22 protein-coding genes are annotated in these 19,104 nt (G+C 66.6%); 10 read left to right on the top strand and 12 right to left on the bottom strand.

Annotation, left to right across the window (positions count from 1 at the left end):
- Positions 1–98: 98 nt before the first annotated feature.
- Both NTCA1_RS16420 and NTCA1_RS16415 read left to right on the top strand, forming a co-directional pair.
- Positions 99–995 carry an NAD(P)-dependent oxidoreductase gene (locus NTCA1_RS16420; protein WP_133084803.1) on the top strand — a complete coding sequence of 299 codons (897 nt, stop codon included), beginning with the start codon at positions 99–101 and terminating at the stop codon, positions 993–995.
- A gap of 26 nt (positions 996–1,021) precedes the next feature.
- On the top strand, positions 1,022–2,704 hold the full coding sequence (locus tag NTCA1_RS16415) for an amidohydrolase (protein ID WP_374705195.1): 1,683 nt from the start codon (positions 1,022–1,024) through the stop codon (positions 2,702–2,704).
- Between the two features lie 217 nt (positions 2,705–2,921).
- Here the strand turns inward: NTCA1_RS16415 and tatC are convergent, their stop codons facing one another.
- The 11 genes from tatC to NTCA1_RS16360 form a co-directional block, all read right to left on the bottom strand.
- The gene (gene tatC / locus NTCA1_RS16410) at positions 2,922–3,740 is read right to left on the bottom strand and encodes a twin-arginine translocase subunit TatC (RefSeq protein WP_086493050.1); all 819 of its coding nucleotides are present in this window, start codon (positions 3,738–3,740) and stop codon (positions 2,922–2,924) included.
- Positions 3,741–3,796: 56 nt separating this feature from the next.
- Complete coding sequence (gene tatB, locus NTCA1_RS16405; protein WP_133084804.1) at positions 3,797–4,210, bottom strand: Sec-independent protein translocase protein TatB; 414 nt, start codon at positions 4,208–4,210, stop codon at positions 3,797–3,799.
- A 24-nt stretch (positions 4,211–4,234) separates the two neighbouring features.
- Positions 4,235–4,492 (bottom strand): twin-arginine translocase TatA/TatE family subunit, encoded by a 258-nt coding sequence (locus NTCA1_RS16400; RefSeq protein ID WP_086493048.1) that lies wholly within the window; start codon positions 4,490–4,492, stop codon positions 4,235–4,237.
- Between the two features lie 59 nt (positions 4,493–4,551).
- Positions 4,552–5,238, bottom strand: a complete 687-nt coding sequence (gene scpB, locus NTCA1_RS16395) for an SMC-Scp complex subunit ScpB (protein WP_133084805.1) — start codon at positions 5,236–5,238, stop codon at positions 4,552–4,554.
- A 2-nt stretch (positions 5,239–5,240) separates the two neighbouring features.
- Positions 5,241–6,053 (bottom strand): ScpA family protein, encoded by an 813-nt coding sequence (locus NTCA1_RS16390; protein WP_133084806.1) that lies wholly within the window; start codon positions 6,051–6,053, stop codon positions 5,241–5,243.
- A gap of 2 nt (positions 6,054–6,055) precedes the next feature.
- Positions 6,056–7,066: a beta-N-acetylhexosaminidase gene (gene nagZ / locus NTCA1_RS16385; protein WP_133084807.1), complete on the bottom strand. Its 1,011-nt coding sequence runs from the start codon at positions 7,064–7,066 to the stop codon at positions 6,056–6,058.
- A gap of 105 nt (positions 7,067–7,171) precedes the next feature.
- Complete coding sequence (locus NTCA1_RS16380) at positions 7,172–7,957, bottom strand: SPOR domain-containing protein (protein WP_133084808.1); 786 nt, start codon at positions 7,955–7,957, stop codon at positions 7,172–7,174.
- Between the two features lie 3 nt (positions 7,958–7,960).
- Positions 7,961–9,709, bottom strand: coding sequence for an arginine--tRNA ligase (gene argS, locus NTCA1_RS16375; RefSeq protein ID WP_133084809.1), 1,749 nt, complete (start codon positions 9,707–9,709; stop codon positions 7,961–7,963).
- A 131-nt stretch (positions 9,710–9,840) separates the two neighbouring features.
- Positions 9,841–10,080 carry a helix-turn-helix domain-containing protein gene (locus tag NTCA1_RS16370; protein ID WP_133084810.1) on the bottom strand — a complete coding sequence of 80 codons (240 nt, stop codon included), beginning with the start codon at positions 10,078–10,080 and terminating at the stop codon, positions 9,841–9,843.
- A gap of 60 nt (positions 10,081–10,140) precedes the next feature.
- The gene (locus tag NTCA1_RS16365) at positions 10,141–10,722 is read right to left on the bottom strand and encodes a hypothetical protein (protein ID WP_133084811.1); all 582 of its coding nucleotides are present in this window, start codon (positions 10,720–10,722) and stop codon (positions 10,141–10,143) included.
- A 238-nt stretch (positions 10,723–10,960) separates the two neighbouring features.
- Positions 10,961–11,437: an RcnB family protein gene (locus tag NTCA1_RS16360; protein WP_133084812.1), complete on the bottom strand. Its 477-nt coding sequence runs from the start codon at positions 11,435–11,437 to the stop codon at positions 10,961–10,963.
- Between the two features lie 320 nt (positions 11,438–11,757).
- Between NTCA1_RS16360 and NTCA1_RS16355 the strand changes: the two genes are divergently transcribed.
- The 5 genes from NTCA1_RS16355 to NTCA1_RS16335 all read left to right on the top strand — a co-directional run bounded on the left by NTCA1_RS16355 (position 11,758) and on the right by NTCA1_RS16335 (position 16,118).
- Positions 11,758–12,813 carry a PhoH family protein gene (locus tag NTCA1_RS16355; RefSeq protein ID WP_133084813.1) on the top strand — a complete coding sequence of 352 codons (1,056 nt, stop codon included), beginning with the start codon at positions 11,758–11,760 and terminating at the stop codon, positions 12,811–12,813.
- A 38-nt stretch (positions 12,814–12,851) separates the two neighbouring features.
- Positions 12,852–13,358 (top strand): rRNA maturation RNase YbeY, encoded by a 507-nt coding sequence (ybeY, locus tag NTCA1_RS16350; protein ID WP_133084814.1) that lies wholly within the window; start codon positions 12,852–12,854, stop codon positions 13,356–13,358.
- 23 nt (positions 13,359–13,381) lie between these two features.
- Entirely contained in the window at positions 13,382–14,305 is a 924-nt protein-coding gene (locus NTCA1_RS16345) for a hemolysin family protein (protein WP_086493036.1), read from the top strand.
- Positions 14,306–14,357: 52 nt separating this feature from the next.
- A complete protein-coding gene (locus NTCA1_RS16340) occupies positions 14,358–15,242 on the top strand; it encodes a LysR substrate-binding domain-containing protein (RefSeq protein ID WP_086493035.1) in 885 nt (294 codons plus the stop codon).
- 129 nt (positions 15,243–15,371) lie between these two features.
- Positions 15,372–16,118, top strand: a complete 747-nt coding sequence (locus tag NTCA1_RS16335) for a DUF2059 domain-containing protein (RefSeq protein WP_133084815.1) — start codon at positions 15,372–15,374, stop codon at positions 16,116–16,118.
- 202 nt (positions 16,119–16,320) lie between these two features.
- Here NTCA1_RS16335 and NTCA1_RS16330 read toward each other — a convergent pair whose 3' ends face one another.
- Positions 16,321–16,791 (bottom strand): peptidylprolyl isomerase, encoded by a 471-nt coding sequence (locus NTCA1_RS16330; protein WP_133084816.1) that lies wholly within the window; start codon positions 16,789–16,791, stop codon positions 16,321–16,323.
- Between the two features lie 159 nt (positions 16,792–16,950).
- Here NTCA1_RS16330 and mgtE point away from each other — a divergent pair, with 159 nt between their 5' ends.
- From mgtE to NTCA1_RS16315, 3 genes are read left to right on the top strand one after another with little or no spacing between them, the layout of a single operon-like run.
- Positions 16,951–18,387: a magnesium transporter gene (gene mgtE, locus NTCA1_RS16325; RefSeq protein WP_133084817.1), complete on the top strand. Its 1,437-nt coding sequence runs from the start codon at positions 16,951–16,953 to the stop codon at positions 18,385–18,387.
- 24 nt (positions 18,388–18,411) lie between these two features.
- Complete coding sequence (locus NTCA1_RS16320) at positions 18,412–18,813, top strand: DUF1489 family protein (RefSeq protein ID WP_133084818.1); 402 nt, start codon at positions 18,412–18,414, stop codon at positions 18,811–18,813.
- On the top strand, positions 18,810–19,058 hold the full coding sequence (locus NTCA1_RS16315) for a helix-hairpin-helix domain-containing protein (RefSeq protein ID WP_133084819.1): 249 nt from the start codon (positions 18,810–18,812) through the stop codon (positions 19,056–19,058). The genes NTCA1_RS16320 and NTCA1_RS16315 overlap by 4 nt, the downstream gene beginning before the upstream one ends.
- The last annotated feature ends 46 nt before the right edge of the window (positions 19,059–19,104 follow it).

Here is a 19,104-nt window from a genome sequence, read left to right as displayed (position 1 = left end):
CGACGGCAATGCCACCCGCCCGCCGACCGGGCCGAAACGAACAGATTTCCCTGCTCCTCACGGTTTGCTTTCGTGCAAAAGGCGCTAGAACGGTTGCCATGAGCGAAAAACGCAAGGTTTCCTTCATCGGCCTGGGTGTCATGGGCGGCGCGATCGCGCGCCATATCGCGCTGGCGGGCCACGAACTCACCATCTTCAATCGCTCGCCGGAGCGGGCGCACAAGTGGTCGCAGGACAACCCCGGCCTTGCCCACCGCATCGCCGCCAACCCGGCGCATGCGGCGCAGGACGCCGATGTGGTGATCACCTGCGTCGGCAACGACGACGATCTCTCCGAAGTCGTGCTCGGCCCCAACGGCGTGTTCCGCATGCTGAAGAAGGGCGGCGTCTTCATCGACCACACCACCGTTTCGGCGCGCATCGCCCGCCAGATCTCGGTCGAGGCGCGGGACCTTCGCATCCACTGCGTCGATGCCCCGATGACCGGTTCGCAGATCGGCGCGGAAAAGGGCACGCTCACCCTGATGTGCGGCGGCCGGGACGAGGCGATAGAGGCCGCGCATCCGGTGATGGAGGCCTATTCCAGCCGCATCGTCCATGTCGGCAAGGCGGGTTCGGGCCAGATCGCCAAGATGGCCAACCAGATCTGCATCGCCGGGAACGTCGCCGCCCTGGCCGAAGCGGTGCGCTTCGCCCAGGCGTCCCACCTCGACATGGAAAAGGTCTACGAGGCGATTTCCGGCGGCGCGGCGCAGTCGTGGCAGATGGACAACCGCTGGCAGACGATGAACGAGGACAAGTTCGACTTCGGCTTCGCCATCGACTGGATGCGCAAGGACCTGGGCCTCAGCCTGGACGAAGGGCGCGGGCTGGGCGTTTCGCTGCCCGTCGCCGCGCTGATCGACCAGTTCTTCGCCGATATCCAGGCGCTGGGCGGCGGCCGCCTCGACACCAGCGCCATCATCAAGCGTCTCCCGAAGAAGGGTATCAAGTGAATTCAAGGACAGGCGCAGCCTTCGCGCTGCTGCTCGCTTCCACCGCCATCGCGGCAAGTCCCGCCCTGGCGCCCAGCGCCTTTGCCGACGTGCTCGTGGACAATGTCGACGGCGTCACGGCAGACGGCAAGGGCGGCGTCGAACGCTTCGAAGGTTTCCTGATCGACGGCGAAGGACGCATCGCCGAAGTCTACCGGCATGGCGACAAGCGCCCCAAGAAAGTCGACTATCAGGTGGACGGCAAGGGCCGCGCGGTCGTGCCGGGCATGATCGACGGGCACGGCCATGTCATGGGCACGGGCTTTGCGAAAATGACGCTGGACCTGTCCATGGCCAAGACGCTGGACGAGGCGCTCTCGCGCATTGCCGCATGGGCCGCCGCGCACCCGGACGCGCCGTGGATCCTGGGCAGCGGCTGGAACCAGGTGCAATGGGGGCTGGACCGCATGCCCACCGCCGCCGAACTGGACGGCGCGACCGGCGGCAAGCCCGCCTGGCTCACCCGCGTGGACGGTCATGCCGGTTGGGCGAACTCCGCCGCCATCGCCGCCGCGGGGATCACGGCGACCACCGCCAATCCGCCCGGCGGCGAGATCCTGCGCACGGCAGGCGCGAAGCAGCCCTCCGGCGTCTTCGTGGACGGCGCCATGGCACTGGTCGAGGCGAAGATGCCCAGGCCCCGCCCCGAAGATCGCGACACCGCGCTGGGCGAGGCGCAGCTGGCGCTGCTGGCACAGGGCGTCACCACCATCGCGGACATGGGCACCTCCATCGAGGACTGGCAATCCATGCGCCGCGCCGCCGATGCCGGGCGCCTGCGCATCCGCATCGTCACCTATGCCGACGGCATCGACAACATGATGCTGATCGGCGGCCCGCGCCCCACGCCCTGGCTCTACGACGATCATCTCAAGATGAACGGGGTGAAGCTCTATCTCGACGGCGCGCTCGGTTCGCGCGGGGCCTGGCTCAAGCAGCCTTACGCCGATGCCCCCGGCACGCGCGGTTTGCCGCGCATGAACGAGACCCAGCTCAGCAATCTGATGAGCCGCGCGGCGATGGACAATTTCCAGGTCGCGGTCCACGCCATCGGCGATCAGGCCAATGCCGCCGTACTCGATTCGATCGAGGAACTCTCCGCCACCTACAAGGGCGACCGGCGCTGGCGGATCGAGCATGCGCAGATCGTCGATCCGGCTGACCTGCCGCGGTTCGGCAAGTTCGGCACGATCGCCTCGATGCAGCCGCAGCACGAAGCGTCGGACCGGACGATGGCGGAAGCCCGCCTCGGCCCCGGCCGCCTTGCCGGTGCCTATGCCTGGAAGTCGATCGCGGCCACCGGCGCGAAGCTCGCCTTCGGGTCCGACACGCCAGTGGAGCCCGCGCAGCCCTTCCTCGGCCTGGCCGTCGCCATCACCCGCCAGGGCGCGGACGGCCAGCCCTTCAACGGCTGGCAGCCGCAGGAAGCCCTGAGCCGCGAAGCCGCGCTCTCGGCCTATACGACCGGCGCGGCTTACGCGATGTTCGCGGAGGACCGTCTCGGCCGCATCGCCAAGGGTTACCGGGCGGATTTTCTATTCGTGGATGCCGATCCGATGCTGGCCGCGCCCGACAAGCTGCGGGCGACGCAAGTGCTGGAAACCTGGATCGGCGGAAAGCTGGCCTGGTCGGCATCGAAGGACCGCGCGGTCCCCAAGGAAGGCCGCTAAAGGAGCTGGTTTGGAAATTCGCGGAATGCGAATTTCGCGGCACCAGCCCACGCCCCCACCCTACCACCCGCAGGATACTATCGTTGGGTGGTAGGGTGGGGGCGTGGGCTGGTGCCGCAAGAAAATGCCCTTACGGGGCATTTTCCAGACAGACTCTAAGAGCCCGTCTGGAACGGCAGGCGCGCAACCGCCCTGCCGTTTCCCTCCTCAGGCCATTTCAGGCGACAGGCGTACCGTTCTCGGCCGGTGCGGCGGCTTCCTCGGCGGCTTTTCCGCGCGCGTCACGCTTTTCGGTGAACCACATGAACAGCAAGGTGCCCTCGTAGAGCGCCAGCAGCGGCACGGCGAGGAGCAGCTGCGAGACGACGTCGGGCGGAGTCGCCACGGCGGCGATGATGAAGATGCCGACGATCGCATAGCGACGGGCGCTCACGCACTGCGCCCGGGTAATGATGCCCGCGCGGTTGAGCAGCATCAGCAGCACCGGCAGCAGGAAGCTGATGCCGAAGGCCAGGATGAACTGCATGACCAGCGCCAGATAGTCTCCCGTGCCGGGCAGCGCTTCCAGCTTCAGGCCGCCCTTCTGCCCTTCGAACCCAAGGAAGAAGTGGAAGGCGGTGGGCATGACGACGTAATAGGCCAGCGCCGCGCCCATCGTGAAGAGGATCGGCGTCGCCACCAGGAACGGCAGGAACGCCTTCTTCTCCTTGGCGTAGAGCCCCGGCGCCACGAAGGCCCAGATCTGGTTGGCGATGACCGGGAAGCTGATGAAAAACGCCGCGAAGAGCGCGATCTTCACTTCCACGAAGAAGGCTTCGTAGAGCTTGGTGTAGATCAGCTTGCCCTGTCCGGGCGGAAAGGCCTCGGTCAGTGGGCGGACCAGGAAGGAGAAGATGTCGCCGGAAAAGTAGAAGCAGATGCCGAACGCCACCGCGAAGGCCAGGAAGGCACGCAGGAGGCGGGTGCGCAGCTCGATCAGGTGATCGAGCAGCGGCGCCTGCGTGTCGTCGATGTCTGCAATGCGGAAAGGCTGCATCTTGCGGCTTCTATCTGGGCCGGAGGGCTCCGGCCGGAAAAATCAGGTCTGAGCGATCAGAGCGGCGGCGGCGGAAGGTGCAGTTCGGCCTGAGAGGACGGCTGCGTGGCTGGCTTTGTCGAAGACGCGACCTCACCTTCGGCAGCCGGCGCGGTTTCGACCTGCGCAGCTGCGGAATCCACCGAGGCGACGTCCGAACCGGTCGGTGCGCCCATCTGGTTGAGGTCGGGCAGGACAGGATTGGCCTTCATGATGGCCTCGTTCTGCTCTCGCCACTTGCGTTCCATTTCCTCCAGCTCGGCCTCGCGCACCATGGCGTCGATGCCGGCGCGGAAGTGGCCGGAGATCTTGCGCATCTTGCCGATCCATCGCCCGGCCGTCCGCATCGCCAAAGGCATATCCTTCGGGCCGATGACGACGACCGCCACGATGACGATCATCAGAAGTTCTGAAGCACCGATGTCGAACATCGCGGGCGCCGGTCCTGCGCGTTCTTACGACTGTTCGGTCTTGCTTTCGGCCTTCGCCGGGCTCGCGACGGAAGCGTCGCCCTGCTGGGCGGTGATCTGCGGGGCCGAAGCGGAGGACGAAGACGAAGAAGATGCCTTGTTCTCTTCCTCGTTCATGCCCTGCTTGAAGCTCTTGATGCCCTTGCCGAAGTCACCCATGATTTCCGACACGCGGCCGCGTCCGAACAGCACGAGCACGATCACCAGAACGATCATCCAGTGCCAGATCGAGAAGCTACCCATAACCTCAACTCCAAAAACCGTGCGACCGATTCCGATCGCATAAGGCCCATCTAGGCACTTTACCGCGAACTTGCCAGTCCGTCATTATTCTGACCCATCACGGTTGCCTGGCGGTCATGTTCCGCGAAGAGGTCGTCATCCTCGGGGTCTTCCGGGGTTTCGACCTCCTCATCCGGGACATTTCCGGGGCGCAGGGCGGTTTCGATCATCTCGTCATCCACAGGATCGAGCAGTCCCGCGGCGCGCAGTTCCTCCAGCCCGGGCAGTTCCCGCAGCGATCCCAGCCCGAAATGCGCCAGGAAATCGGGCGTCGTCGCGTAGATGACCGGGCGGCCCGGCACTTCGCGGCGCCCGGCGACGCGCACCCAGCCCGCCTCCATCAAGACGTCGAGCGTGCCCTTGGCCGTCTGCACCCCGCGGATCGCCTCGATCTCGGCGCGGCTGACCGGCTCGTGATAGGCGACGATCGCCAGCACTTCGGTGGCCGCGCGGGAAAGACGGCGCACGTCCTCCTTCTCGCGGCGCAGGAGATGGGCCAGATCGGGCGCCGTCTCGAAATGCCAGCGCTTGCCGCGCTCCACCAGCAGCACGCCGCGCCCTTCGTAATCGGCCCGAAGCCGCGCGAGCGCCGGGCGCACGTCGGCCTGGCCGAGGTGGTTCGAGATCTGCTCGACCGTCAGCGGCTGTTCGGCGGCGAACAGCGTCGCCTCCACGGCGCGCAGGAGGTCGTCCATCGGTTCTGTCATCTTTATCTACAGGCCTTGAGGCGGAGCGGGCCGAAAGTCTGCTCCTGCGCGATCTCGGCCTTGCCGGTACGCGCGAGTTCGAGTGCGGCGACGAAGCTGGAGGCCAGCGCCGAGCGGCGAAGCTGCGGATTGGCCCAATTCTCGCTGGCGGCAGGCAGGAAATCGCGCAGGTCCATCCAGTCCAGCGAGACGCCGAGCATCGAGGATACGCGGGCGATCGCGCTGTCGAGCGTCATGACCATCCGCTCGCGGACCATGTGGACCACCGGCTGGCTGCGCACTTTCACATCGCCATAGGCCCGCACGAGATCGTACCACGAGCATTGCCAGGCCGACTTGCGCTCCACCCGCAGCCCTTCCGGGGCACCGCGCAGGAAGACGTCGCGGCCCAGCCGGTTGCGGCCCATCAGCCGCGCCGCCGCCTCGCGCATCGCGCCGAGGCGTTGCAGGCGCAGTTGCAGGCGCAGGGCCAGTTCCTCGGGACTGGGATCGGCCTGCTCGTCCTTGGGCAGCAGCAGCGCCGACTTGAGATAGGCCAGCCAGGCCGCCATCACCAGATAGTCCGCCGCCAGCTCCAGTCGCAGGGCCTCGGCCTCGTCGATATAGTTGAGGTAGGCCGCCACCAGTTCGAGGATCGAGATCCGGCGCAAGTCCACTTTCTGGCGCCGGGCAAGGTCCAGCAGCAGGTCGAGCGGGCCTTCCCAGCCGTCGATCTCCAGATAGAGCGCTTCCTTGCGGGCTTCGGCGCGCTCCTCGCCCTCCCACACGGCCTGCGCCGCGGCGTGATCGAGGGGAAGCTCGGTAGGCGTGCTCATCGTCAGCCCGCCAGCGCCAGCAGGGCATCGCGCTTGGCCAGCAGCTCGGCATGGGTGCCCGTGGCCCCAGCTTCTGCGACCGAGGCCAGTGCCCGGTCCAGCTTCGCGGCGGCTTCCGCGCTCATCGCGGGCAGGCGTTCGGCGATGCCGATCATGTCGTCCATCTTCGCCCAGCAGTTGAGCGCGATGTCGCAGCCCGCCGCGACCGCCCGTTCGGCAAGCTCCGGCACGCTGCCGGAAAGCGCCTGCATGTCGAGATCGTCGGTCATCAGCAGGCCGGTGAAGCCGATGCGTCCGCGAATGATCTCGCGGATCACGTAAGGCGAGAGGGTCGCCGGGTTTTCGGCATCCCATGCGGTATAGCGCACATGCGCGGTCATGCCGAAGGGGGTGTCGCAGAGGGTGCGGAACGGCGCGATATCGCGTTCCAGCTCTTCCTCGCCTGCCTCCACGGTCGGCAGTTCCTTGTGGCTGTCCGCCATGGCGCGGCCGTGGCCGGGGATATGCTTGATGCAGCCGACGATACCCGCCCGCGCGAGCCCCTGAAGCACCGCCCGGCCGAGCGCGGCTACCTGCATCGGATCGGCACCGAAGGCGCGGTCGCCGACGATGTCGTGCGCGCCGGGGTGGCGCAAGTCGAGCGGCGGATGACAATCGGCCGTGATCCCCACCTCGGCAAGGTCGTGCCCGAGCGCCTCGGCATTGTCCCGCGCCGCCTCGATGGCGCTGGCGGGGGCAAGGTCATAGAGCCTGTCGAACGCGCCGCCCGGCGGATAGGCGGTCCAGACCGGCGGCTTCATCCGCGCGACGCGGCCGCCTTCCTGATCGATGGTGATGTAGAGCCGCTCGCGCCCGTGGATCGCGCGAAGCGCGTCCGTCAGCGCGCGCACCTGCGCGCGGTCCTGCACGTTGCGGCCGAACAGGATGTAGCCGGCCGGATCGGCATCGCGAAAGAACGCGCGCTCGTCGGCGCTGAGGGTCAGCCCGGAGAGGCCGAAGATGGCGGGTGTCATAATCGCGCTTGGTCGCAGGATTCTGCGATTTTCGCAAGATTTCGTGCGGTGGGAAGTGTGGAAAGGAGCTGGAGTGCAGGGGCGATGGCCCCTGCCTTCCCCTTCCTACTGCTTGACCTGACAGCTCAGCCCGGCCGACTTCATCCCGCTGCACAGCGCCCGCGCCGCCGCGAGATCGCCGGGGACGGCCTGGAGGCGGTAGACTTTGCCGATATCGGCCTGCCCCTCGACGATGCGGTGATTCACGCCGGAGAGTGCGGGATACTGGACCTTCAGGGCGTTCCAGCCCGCTTCTGCGGTAGGCTTGGAGGTATAGGCGCCGACCTGCACGCCCACGCCGGTCACGACCGGCTCAGGCTTGGCGGGAGCGCTGGCACTGGCGCTCGGCGAAGGCTTGGGCGCGGGCTGCGGCGCAGGCGGGGCTTCCTCCTGCCCGATCTGCGGCATGCGGCTCTGCCCTTCGGCAACCGCATAGCTGGTATCGCCCGTGCCCGCCACGACGTCGCCACCGGGATTTTCCGGGCGGGTCTTGTAAGGCTCTTTGGGTGCCTCGATCACGCCGCCGCTGGCGACCAGCGGGGCTTCGGACTTCTGCCGGGTCGCCCACCAGATCCCGCCGACGATCACGAGAACGGCGACGATCGCCAGCGCGACGAGCAGCAGGGTCTGGCCGGAGCCGCCGCCCTGCTGGTCCTCGAATTCCTCGTCCTCGCCTTCGAGCCAGGGCAGGCGCACGTCCTCGTCACCGAGTTCGAGCTTGCCGGAAGACTGAGCCTCCTCGAACGCCCCGCCCGAGCGGCCGGTATCGAGCCCGGTATCGAGATCGTCCTGGAAGGAGCCCCGGCGCTGGCCGTCCTGTTCCCCTCCCTGATTCTGGCCCCAGTTCGCCATGACTTACATTTCCTCCACTGCCTCGACGCCGAGCAGCGCGAGGCCATTGCGGACAAGCTGCCCGATCTGCGCGGCCAGGAAAAGCCGTGCGCCGGTCAGGTTAGCGTCGGCAGCGTTAACGAAGCGCTTTTCGACGCGGTCGTTGCCGAGATTCCAGTAGCCGTGGAAGGCGGCGGCGACATCGCCGAGGAAGAAGGCGATGCGGTGCGGCTCGCGCGCGGCGGCGGCGGCTTCGACGATGCGGGGGAACTGCGCGGCCAGCTTGACCAGTTCCAGTTCCTCTTCGCCCAGCAGCTCCAGATGCTCGCCCGAGGGGGTGAAGCCGCCCTCGGCCTGCCCCTTGCGCAAGGTCGAGTGGACGCGGGCATTGGCGTATTGCACGTAGAACACCGGGTTGTCCTTCGAGGCTTCCACCACCTTGGCGAAGTCGAAGTCCATCTGCGCTTCGGGCTTGCGGGTCAGCATGGTGAAGCGCACCACGTCCTTGCCCACTTCCGTCACGACTTCGGCCAGCGTGACGAAGTTGCCCGAACGCTTGGACATCTTCACCGGCTCGCCGTCGCGCAGCAGCTGGACCATCTGGACCAGCTTGATCTCGAACGGGGTCGGCTCTCCATCGGCGCCGGTCATGGCGGCGACGGCGGCCTTGATGCGCTTGACCGTGCCCGCGTGGTCCGCGCCCCAGATGTCCACCAGCGCGTCGGCGCTCTGGGCCTTCTGGAAGTGGTAGGCGAGGTCGGCGCCGAAGTAGGTCCAGGTGCCGTCCGACTTCTTGATCGGGCGGTCCTGATCGTCGCCGAACGCGGTCGACTTGAACAGCGGCAGCTCCACCGGCTCCCAGTCCTCGGGCGTCTTGCCCTTGGGCGCTTCGAGCACGCCGTCGTAGACGAGGCCTTTGGCGCGCAGCCAGGCTTCGGCCTCGTCCGGCTTGCCCGAGGCCTGAAGCTCCGCTTCCGAGGAGAACAGGTCGTGGTGGATGCCCAGCAGGCCGAGGTCCTGCTTGATCATCACCAGCATGGCGGCAACGGCCTTTTCGCGGAACAGCGTCAGCCATTCCGATTCGGGCGCCGCCACGTACTTGCTGCCGAATTCGTCGGCGAGCTGCTGGCCGACCGGGATCAGGTATTCGCCGGGATAGAGGCCTTCGGGGATCGAACCGACCGCCTCGCCCAGCGCCTCGCGGTAGCGGACATGGGCCGAGCGGGCGAGCACCTGCACCTGCGCACCGGCATCGTTGACGTAGTATTCCTTGATGACCTTGTGGCCCGCGAACTCCAGCAGTGTCGCCAGCGCATCGCCGACCACGGCGCCGCGGCAGTGGCCCATGTGCATCGGGCCGGTCGGGTTGGCCGAGACATATTCGATGTTGACGGTCGTGCCGCCGCCCATCTCCGAGCGGCCATAGTTTGACCCCAGCGCGCCGATCGCGCGCAGTTCGGCGATCCAGGTCGCGGCCGAGAGGCGCAAGTTGATGAAGCCCGGCCCGGCGATCTCGGCCGAAGTCACCGATTCGAGCTTCGACAGTTCCGCCACCAGCGCTTCGGCCAGATCGCGCGGCTTCATGCCTGCGGGCTTGGAGAGGACCATGGCCGCATTGGTCGAGAGGTCCCCGTGCGAGGCATCGCGCGGCGGCTCGACCGTGATCGCGCTTCGCTTCAACCCGCCGGGCAGCGTGCCCGCTGCTTCGAGCGCATCGAGCGCGGCGTTGAGGTGGCCTGCGAAGGCGGCGTAAAGGGTCTGGTTATCGCTCATGACGCGCGCGGATAGCGTAAGTGCGGGCAAAGGGAAACAGGCTGCGGGGAACAGGCTGCAAGGTGACACGCGCTTGACACGGTTGATACGGTCCAGGGGCAAAACCGTCACCTTGTGCCGGAAGTGTCACCTTATACCTCTTGAAGCACCGCGCGGCGGATCGCACCGCTGCGCTGCGCCTCGCGCCAGACGGCGGCGAAGTCCGCGCCCAGTCTTTCGCGCAGGCGATAGGCGGACTGGCGGCTCATACCCACCTCCCGCGCCGCCGCCGCGACCGAACGGCCATGGTAGAGCAGGTCCAGAAAGGCGAGCGCCTTGGCTCTCGTCCAGCGATAGCGTGAATTGGGGCGGCGGGTGCGGGGCTGGGTCATGGCGGCAGAGTAACCCGCGCCCCGGGTTGTAGGAAAACGGTTTCCCGTTCAGCCGCCCGTTTAGTCCAGCGGCTTTACCGCGTCTTCCGCGATCAGGGGCTTGGCGATCGGGGCCGCGTCCGGGCTCACTTCCACGCTGGCATTGGCGGGATAGCCGCGGCCGGTGAAGCGCAGGCGCGAGACGCCTTCTGCCATGCCGCCGCCCGAAACGCTGACCGCAAGGTCGCGCCAGCCGTGCGAGGTGCTGTCCAGCACGCCGACCGGAAGCTGGACCACGGTGGTTTCGCTCACCTGGACGAGATCGCCGTCCTGCCGCTTCAGCACCACCAGGTTGCAGCCGCCCGTCCCGCAGAACATCGGGCCGCCGAGATAGACCAGCACTTCCGGCGTGCCGTCTCCGTCGAGGTCGGTTTCCGCCGTGGCATATTGCAGCTTGCCGAGATCGGTGGAGAGCGCATCCTTGTGGTTGGCGCGGATCCAGTCCTCGGCGCTCATCGGTGCGGGCTGGCTGGCTTCCTCGCTCGCTTCGGCGCTGGCGGTGGCCTCGGGCGGCGCGGCGTCCTTCTTGCAGGCGGCCAGCGAAAGGCCGAGGGCGAAGAACGGGGCGAGCGCCAGCAGCCGGGCGCGGGGAGTGCTTCTCATGCGGGCGAGGCTAGCCGCTGGACAATCATTGCCGCAACCCCTGTCCGTCGCACGAGAAAGGGCCTCCGGCTTGCGCCGAAGGCCCCTGAGCATTTTCAAGTCAGGTGGACACCTGACGGCTCGGAAAATGCGGCACTCAAAAAAGTTGGAGCATGATCCGTTCGTCATGAACGGATCATGCTCCTGCGACCCGCCTGGGACTCGTCCGGCGCCCTGTTTCGGGCGCCGGTGGCGGTTATTACCAGAAGAAACCGTTGTGGACGGTGACGACCCGGCCCGAACGCATGTTCACCATGGCCACGTCATTGCCGTAGCGAACCCAGCGGTGGCCGGAACGCGGGGCGGGCAGGCGATAGCGGCCATAGTCGTTCACCCAGTAGCGGCTGCCGTAGTAGGCCGGCTGGAAACGATAGCCGACGGCGACCGGGCGATAGCGATAGCCGCGCGGGCCCTGGTAGGCGGGACGGCGGAAGTCGCCGCGATGGGTCTGGCGATAGTCGCGCCAGTCCTCGCGCAGTTCGCGGCGCGAACTGTTGAGGTCGCGACGGGCATCGCGGACGTCGCGGCGGTCGCCGTAGCGCTGGGCCTGACGCAGGTCATGCTGGTCGCGGCGCACGTCGCGGGCACTGTCGCGGACTTCGCGGGCGCTCTGCGCCGAAGCCATTGTCGGCACTGCCGCCGCGGGGATGATGACGCTTGCTGCCAGGGCGGCCATGATGAATTGCTGCCAGGGCGGCCATGATGAACTTGCGCATTGTTGCTTCTCCTTGAACCGATCGCACCTGAAGGTTTTGGAGTCTTCTGGTCGGTCTGTGGGTTCAGGTTTGCCCCAGGCAAGCTGAACGGACCTAAAATATTGTTTGCAGGAAAATTTCAGGTTCGTCGCAAGTCTGCGACAAATCGCGGAAGACCGCGCCGAAACGCCCGGTTATCCCCGGTGAAGCGCGCAATTTTCGGATAGGGATATCTTGCAGGACGCGATGCGCGGAGCCATCTTCGAGACAGAACGAAAGCATGCTCATCTGAAAGGAGCACATGGCCCGCAAAGCAGCACGTGCCGGTGAAACGGCGCAGTTCAGGCCCGAAGCACACCGCCGGGCGCGTGTCGAAGTCGAGTTCGACGAACAGACTTTGCTGGGGGCCTTGTTCGGCCAGTTCGATTCCAATCTCGTACAGGTCGAAAACAGGCTCGGCGTCTACATTGCCGCGCGCGGCAACAAGATCCAGATCGAAGGCCCCGAAGACGCCGTCGCCCGCGCGCGCGATACGCTCAAGGGCATGTATCACCGGCTGGAGCAGGGCCAGGCCCTGGATGCCGGTGCGGTCGAATCGCTGATCGCCATGTCGGCCGAACCGACGCTGGAGGGCATCATCTCCGGCGATACCGGCGCCCCGCCGATCATGATCCGCACCCGCCGCAAGACGATCGTGCCGCGTTCGGCCACCCAGATCGAATATATGCGCGCGCTGGCCCGCTCGGACGTGATCTTCGCGCTCGGCCCGGCAGGCACCGGCAAGACCTACCTCGCGGTGGCGCAGGCGGTCAGCCAGCTCATGACCGGATCGGTCCAGCGCCTGATCCTCTCGCGCCCTGCCGTGGAAGCGGGCGAAAAGCTGGGCTTCCTGCCCGGCGACATGAAGGACAAGGTCGACCCTTACCTGCGCCCGCTCTACGATGCGCTCTACGACTGCATGCCGCCCGAGCAGGTGGAGCGCCGCCTCGCCAGCGGCGAGATCGAGATCGCGCCGATCGCCTTCATGCGCGGCCGCACGCTGGCCGATGCTTTCGTCATCCTCGACGAAGCGCAGAACACCACGCGCGAGCAGATGAAGATGTTCCTCACCCGCTTCGGCCAGAACAGCCGCATGGTCGTCTGCGGCGACCCCCGGCAGGTCGACATCCCCGGCGGCGACCGCATGAGCGGGTTGGCCGACGCGGTGAGCCGACTGGAAGGCGTGGACGGCATCGAAGTGACCCGCTTCACCGTGCAGGACGTGGTGCGCCACCCGATCGTCGGCCGCATCGTCGAGGCTTATGAAGGGCCTTACGTCGATCCTTCGGCGCCAAAGGCGGATCAGGCGCAAGGCTGAAGTAGCTTCTCGGGAGGTTTTGCGCCAAGGGGCCGGGAATGGATCTCGAAATCGATATCGAAGCCCCCTGGCCCGCCTCCATCGACGGGGTCGCCACCGACTGGGCCGACCTTGCCGAAGCCGCGCTGGAAGCGCTGGTGCAGGTGGCGCCGGAACTGGACAACCCGCGCCTTCTCGCCAGCCTGCTGTTCACGTCGGACGCGGAAGTCCACGTCCTCAACCGTGAATGGCGGGCCAAGGACAAGCCCACCAACGTGCTGTCCTTCCCCATGCTCGAACGCGCGGACCTGCTCGATCTTGCGCCCGACGGGCCGCCCGAGATGCTGGGCGATCTCGCCCTCGCTTTCGAGACCTGCGCGCGCGAGGCCGAGGAAAAGGGCGTGCCGGTGGCGCATCACGCCAGCCACCTGATCGTCCACGGGCTGCTCCACCTCGCCGGACTGGACCACGAGATTTCGGACGAGGATGCCGAGGCGATGGAGGCCCTTGAAACAAAGGCTCTTGCCCTCATCGGCATTGCCGACCCATATGGCGACAGAACTTAACCTTACAGGGGTAACACAGGACGATGGCCGACAATGGCCGCCACACCGAGTCCGGCTCGGGAGACGGGGACAGTACCGGCACGCTCTGGCGTGTATTTCGGAGACTTTTCCAGAACGACGGCGATCAGTCGCTTCGCGCGCAGATCGAAGGCGTCATCAACGAACATGAAGGCGACGGCGAGGAAGAAGCCCTCGCCCGCGGCGATCTTTCCTCGATCGAGCGGCAGATGCTGCGCAACCTGCTCCACTTCAGCGAGCACGATGCGGACGATATCGCCGTGCCCCGCAGCGAAATCGTGGCGATCCCCGCCTCGGCCAGCTGGGCCGAAGTGGTGGACGCCTTCGCCGAGCACGGCCACAGCCGCATGCCGGTCTACGGGGATTCGCTCGACGCCATCAAGGGCATGATCCACATCAAGGACGTGTTCCCCCTGCTGGCGCGGGGCGAACAGCCGCCCGAGGACTGGTCCAGCCTGCTGCGCCAGCCGCTCTACGTGCCCCAGTCGCGCGGCGCGCTGGACGTGCTGGCCGACATGCGCGCCCAGCGCACCCATCTGGCGGTGGTGATCGACGAGTACAGCGGCACCGACGGCATCATCACGATCGAGGACCTCGTCGAGGAAATCGTGGGTAACATCGAGGACGAGCACGACGACGCCCCCGAAGAGTTGCTAATTTCGCAAGAGAACGGTATCTGGGACGCCGACGCCCGCGTCGAGCTTGATGATGTGGCAGAACGGATCGACCCGCGCCTCGCCGAAGTCGAGGAAGCGGTGGACACCCTGGGCGGCCTCGCCTTCGTCCTGGCCGGGCAGGTTCCCGCGGTCGGCACCGTCCTTGACCATGACAGCGGCTGGCGCATCGAAGTCACCGACGGCGACGAGCGCCGCGTCACGCGGCTTCGTCTCCATCCTCCGGTCACGGAAATGGCCGAAGAGACCGATTAACCCATGGCGCCACCTGCCGGCGGCGCCGGACCCCGAGTGAAAAGACGAGACATTGCCAGTACGCCGACTCCCCCCCCTGCGCGCGCTTGAAGCCTTCGTTCGCGTCGTCCGCCTCGGTTCGGCCAAGGCCGCCGCCAACGAACTGGCCCTCTCGCCTTCCGCGCTGTCGCGCCGCGTCGCCGCGCTGGAAGACTTCACCGGCAAGCGCCTGTTCACCCGCCAGCACCAGTCGATGAAGCTGACCGACGAAGGCCAGGCCTTCTACAACGTGGTCGGTCCCAAGCTGGAAGAACTGGCCGAAGCGGTGGAATCGCAGATCGATCGCGGCCAGGTGCTGCGCCTGCACCTCGGCGTGCCCTCGCTGTTCGGCGGCCAGCGCCTGTTCCCGCGACTGCCGGAACTGCGCAAGCTGCACCCGCGCCTGCATATCGACATCGACACCGGCGCCCATCTGGAAGACCGCGTGGGCGACACGCTGGACGCCGCGATCATCCTCTCGCCCGAGCCGGATCCGGCCTATTACCGCATCCAGCTCGACCACAACAAGGTCTACGCCATCACCTCGAAGGAGATGGCGGAAGAGATCGGCACCGTCCCCGACGAGGCGATCCTCTCCAAGCAGACGTTCCTGATCCACCAGGACCTGCCGCAGAGCCTGGATGCCTGGAAGAGCGCGATCGGGCTGGAAAAGCTGGAACCGGCCTCGGTAGACCGCTTCGATTCCGGCCAGCTCGTGCTGGAAGCCGCGGCCCAGGGCCTGGGCATCGCGATCATGCACGACGATCACTTCCGCCGCAGCCACGACAACCGCCTGGCGCGGCTGTTCGACATCGACGTGGAAAGCCCCTACCGCTACTGGTTCGTCTGCAAGCCCAAGGCCCTGGAATCGCGCCCCGTGCGCATTTTCCACGAGTGGCTGCTGCAAGCCGGGCTCTAGTCCTGCCCGGCTGCCGTCCTTGCGCAAGCGGGGACGGCGCTTTTGCGACATGACGGGCGATTTCATTCCCCTGACGGCACTTCGCGCGGTATGATCCCGCGACTTTTCCGACTGCCCGGGGGCTCCATCATGCGCTTCGTATTATTCGTTTCCGCCGCTGCGGCGGCTATCGCCTCGGCCACGCCCGGCTTTGCCGCCGAGCCTGCTGCGACCACCGCCGCGACGGCGCCCGTCACCGACCCCGCCCGGATCGCGGCGGCGCGCCAGACGGTAGACTACGTGTTCCCCCTGGGCACTTACGCCCGCCTGATGAACGGCACGCTGGACAAGATGATGGACTCCATCATGGATTCCACCATGAAACTGCCGATGAGGCAGCTTGCAGGCCTCAGCGGCGTCGATACCGAGAAGCTGGGCGAGGCTTCCATGGCCGAGATCATGGAAATCTACGATCCCGCCTTCAAGCAGCGCATGCAGATCTCCACCCGCACGATGATGGGCGAGATGATCCCGCTGATGACCCAGGTGGAACCCGAAGTGCGCGACGGCCTGACCCAGGCCTATGCGGGCAAGTACAGCGCCGCCCAGCTCGGCGAACTCAACGCCTTCTTCGCCACGCCCACCGGCAGGGCCTATGCCGCCGATTCCTACCTCATCATGATGTCGCCCGAAGTCATGTCGAAGATGCAGGCTTTCGTGCCCAAGCTGATGGAGCAGATGCCCGCCATCGCCGAGAAAGTGAAAGCCGCCAGCGCCAGCCTGCCCGCTCCCCGCGCTTACGCCGACCTTTCCAAGAGCGAAAAGGTCCGCCTCGCCAAGCTGCTCGGCGTGTCCGAGGATCAACTGGAGAAGGATGAGAAAGCCAAGGCGGAGTAGCGCAATCCGCATCGTCGTCCCGGACTTGATCCGGGACCGCTGGCAATGAAAAGCCCACCTCGAACCAAGGCGCCCTGACGCCAGCTTGCGCCTGAAGGACCGACAGCGGTCCCGGATCAGGTCCGGGACGACGTTGAAGCCAAACGAAAAAGGGCGGCTCCTTGCAGAGCCGCCCCTTCTCATTTCAGGCGTTCGGTAAGGATCAGCCTTCCGAAATGGTCGCCTTGACGATCTTGCCGGGCTCGCGCGGCGGCTCGCCCTTGGGCAGCGCGTCCACGAGTTCCATGCCTTCGACCACCTGGCCCCAGACGGTGTACTGGTTGTCCAGGAAGCGGGCGTCGTCGAAGCAGATGAAGAACTGGCTGTTGGCCGAGTGCGGATAGCTGGTGCGGGCCATCGAGCAGACGCCGCGCACGTGCGGCTCGGCATTGAATTCGGCCTGGAGGTCGGGCTTGTCCGAACCGCCCATGCCGGTGCCGTTGGGGCAGCCGCCCTGCGCCATGAAGCCGGGGATCACGCGGTGGAACTTGATGCCGTCGTAGAAGCCTTCGCCGGTCAGTTCCTTGATGCGCTCCACGTGGCCGGGGGCCAGGTCGGAACGCAGCTTGATCTTCACGTCGCCGCCTTCACCGTTGCCGGTGTCGAGCGTGAGGGTCAGGTATTCGTCAGCCATTGCAGTCTCCTTCTGCCGGCGCAAGGCTGCGCCGGTGGGGCATCGGCGCCCGATATAGGCACTGGCGCGGCAATGTCACGCCGGGACGTCCGAGATAAACGCCGGGCGAATTTTTGCCGCCCTGTTGCAATCGCGAAATAGCTGCGTAGACCCGCCCGGATGAGCGAAACGGACCTCAAGCACGACCCGGCGGAACAGGCGGAAGACGCCGCGCGTCTCGATGTGCCCGAGTCCGAATCCCTCGACGACGACAACCGCCTGAAGGCCGAATTCGTCCGCAGCGTGAAGGACGCGCTGGACGAGGAGGACTTCGAGCGCGTCTACGACCTTGTCGAACCGCTCCACCCCGCCGACATCGCCGACTTGTTCGAGCTGGTCGACGAGAACGAACGCCTCGGCCTCGCCCGCGCCATCCGCGACCTGATGGGCGTGGAAGTCATCGCCGAGATGAACGACTGGGTGCGCGAGGCCCTGGTCGAGGCGCTGCCCGCCGACGTCGTCGCGGAAATCGCCGAACAGCTCGATACCGACGATGCCGTCGCCATGCTGGAAGACCTCGACGAGGAAGACCAGCAGGCCGTCCTGGCCGAGATGGAGCCGGAAGACCGCGCCGCCATCGAGACGGCGCTGTCCTATCCCGAGGAATCCGCGGGCCGCCTGATGAGCCGCGATTTCGTGGCCGTCCACGAATCGATGACCGTCGGCGATCTCATCGATTTCCTGCGCGAGCACCGCGAGCTGCCCACCGAGTTCTGGGAAGTGTTCATCGTCGATCCGATGCACCGCCCGATCGGCACATGCGCGCTCTCGTGGATCCTGCGCACCCCGCGCAACATCCCGCTCTACGACGTGATGGCGCGCGACCAGACGCTGATCCCGGCCGACATGGACCAGGAAGAAGTCGCGCTGCGCTTCCAGAAATACGCGCTGATCTCCGCCGCCGTGGTCGATGATCACGGGCGGCTGATCGGCCAGATCACCGTCGACGACATCGTCCACATCATTCAGGAAGAAGCGGGCGAGGATACGCTGCTGCTCTCCGGCGCGGGCGACGGCGACATCAACGAGCCGATCCGCGACGCCTATTCCGCGCGCGTGCGCTGGCTGATCGCCAACCTGCTCACCGCCACCCTCGCCTCCTCGGTGATCGCCATGTTCGAGGGCACGATCTCGAAGATGGTGGCGCTGGCCACGCTGATGCCGATCGTCGCGGGCCTCGGCGGCAATGCCGGGACGCAGACGCTGGCCGTCACCGTGCGCGCGCTCGCCACCAACCAGCTCACCGCCTCCAACGCCTGGCGCGCAGTGCGGCGCGAGATGTCGATCGCCCTGCTCAACGGCTGCACCGTAGCCGTCGTGATCGGCATCGTCGTCAGCCTGATCTTCGGCAACGTGACGCTTGGCCTGGTCATTGCCATGGCGATGATGACGAACATCCTGATCGCGGGCATGGCGGGCGTCTTCGTGCCGCTGACGCTGGAACGCTTCAAGGCGGACCCGGCCATCGCCTCGTCCATCTTCGTGACGATGACGACGGATTCGATGGGCTTCCTCGTCTTCCTGGGCCTCGCGACGGTTTCCGGTCTGGTGGGCTGAACCCCCAATACCTATTTAGCCCCCATGCCGCTGCACATGACCAAGATCGCCTTTTCCGCCGAGAGCCCGGCGGATCTGCGCGCCTGGCTGGAAAGCCACGAGGACGTCGGCGAGGCCCGCCTGACCACCCGCTACCTGCCCAAGCGGCAGGAGGAGATGGTCGGCGGCTCGCTATACTGGATCTACGAACATGCGCTGATCGGGCGTTCGCCGATCCTGGGCTTCGAACAACGCGAGGACGGCCGCTGGCATATCCGCCTCGCGCCCGCGCTGATCCCGGTCGTCACCCAGCCCAAGCGCGCCCATCAGGGCTGGCGCTACCTCGCCGAAAAGGACGCCCCGCGCGATCTCGGCGAAGGCGAGACGGCGGGCGATGCGATGCCGCCCGCCATGGCGCGAGAACTTGCGAAACTGGGGCTGGTATGACGGGTTTCAGCAAGGACGAACGCGCGGCATTGCTGGCGGTGAAGGGCGTCGGGCCCACGGTGGTCGCCCGACTGGAGGAACTGGGGATCGCCACTTTCGCCGATCTCGCCGCGCGCGATCCCGATGCGATCTGCGCCGAGGTTTCGGCGACGCTGGGCGCCACCTGCTGGCGCAACAGCCCGCAAGCGCGCGGCGCCATCGCCGCCGCCGTGGCGCGGGCGGGTGAAGGGCTGCAAGACCGATAACGTCGTCCCGGACTTGATCCGGGACCGCTGGCAATGAACAGCCCAC

It is taken from the genome of Novosphingobium sp. TCA1, assembly GCF_009811895.1.
In the GTDB taxonomy this organism is placed as follows: Bacteria; Pseudomonadota; Alphaproteobacteria; order Sphingomonadales; family Sphingomonadaceae; genus Novosphingobium; species Novosphingobium panipatense_A.
Note: the sequence above shows the minus strand (reverse complement) of the source record. Positions and strands in the feature narration are given on the sequence as shown.